The 1,550-nt window shown below is 65.7% G+C and carries 1 protein-coding gene; it reads right to left on the reverse strand.

The window, feature by feature from the left end:
- On the reverse strand, positions 1-1,550 hold a 1,550-nt coding region (locus ACTRWH_RS20395; protein WP_462826789.1), incomplete at both ends, for an amino acid adenylation domain-containing protein.

Genomic DNA, 1,550 nt, shown 5'->3' on the forward strand with positions numbered 1-1,550 from the left:
GGCTCTGGCAACGCATTACGATCCAGCTTGCCATTGGGCAGCTTTGGCAGTTCCGCCAGGGTGACCACGTGCGACGGCACCATGTACTCCGGCAACTGCTCCCGCAGCTGTGTCTTGATGGCACGCTCATCCAACCCCTCACCAGACACATAACCTACCAGTCGCTGACCGGCGGCGGTGTCTTTCACAACCGCCAGGGTGTCTTTCACCCCCTCGCAGCCTTTCAGCGCCGACTCCACTTCCCCGATCTCGATCCGGAAGCCCCGCAGTTTTACCTGCTGGTCCATCCGCCCCAGGTATTCCAACTGGCTCTCCCGGTTCAGTTTCACCCGGTCACCGGTGCGGTAAAGGCGCTCGCCCGCCCAGAAGGGGTTGGGGACAAAGCGTTCCGCGGTGGTGTCCGGGCGGTCCAGGTAGCCCCGTGCCAGGGCGCCACCCAGGTAGAGTTCCCCGGCCACGCCCGGGGGCAGCAGGTTGAGGTCTGCGTCCAGCACATAGCCCTGACGGTCGCCCACCAGGTCCCCGATCGGAGCGTAGGCGCTGTCGAAGTCAGCCGTGTCAGCGGCAATGCGCCATAGCGTGGGCGTAACCACGGTTTCTGTGGGGCCGTAGCCGTTGATCACCCAGTCCGGCTGCAGGTGCTCGATGGCGTGGTGCATCATCTGTCGGCTGAAGGCTTCGCCGGCGAAGCAGTAAATACGCACGCCTGGCGGCTGGCCTTTGAGTTCCGCCCACTCCGCCAACTGGCGCAAATAGCTGGGCGGGAAGGCGGCCACGGTGATGCCTTCGTGGATCAGGCAGTCGTAGGTTTCCTGCACGCTCCACAGGGCCTGGTCCCGCAGGACAATGCGGGCGCCATGGCTGAGCGCGGTCAGCCAGCGCTCGTGGGCGCCGTCGAAGCTGATGGACAGGAAGTGAAGTTCCCGGTCCTCCGGGGTCAAGCCATAGCGGGCGCCGATGGTCTGGCAGTGCATGGACAGGCCGCCGTGGGGGATGGCCACGCCCTTGGGCTTACCGGTGGAGCCGGAGGTGTAGATCAGGTACGCGAGTTGTTCCGGATGAATCGATACCTCCGGTACTGACTCGGGCTGACTGCTGACATCCAGGTGATCCAGGTTGACCGTCTCGACGCCCTCGGCCGAGGGCAGTCGGTCCAGAGCGGCGTCGTGAGTTAGCAACAACGCGGCGCCGGAGTCTTCCAGCATGTAACGCACCCGTTCGGCCGGGTAATCCGGGTCCAGGGGCAGGTAGACGCCGCCGGCCTTGTGCACGGCGTACAGCGCCACCAGCATGTCGGTGCCCCGCTCCAGGGCCACACCCACGCGGCTTTCGGCACCGATGCCCTGCCCCATCAACCAATGGGCCAGGCGGTTGGCTCGGGTATCGAACTCGGCGAAGGTCAGGCGGTCGTCGCCGTGGACTACGGCCACCGCATCCGGGCGCTGGCGCGCCTGTTCGGCGATCAACGCCGGGATCGGACGCGGGTCCACTACCGGGTGATCCACGGTGTTCCACTCGGACCAGACCTGTTGTTCGCGGTCCGTCAGCAG

The sequence above is a fragment of the Marinobacter sp. G5_S1_61_S3 genome, assembly GCF_054968585.1.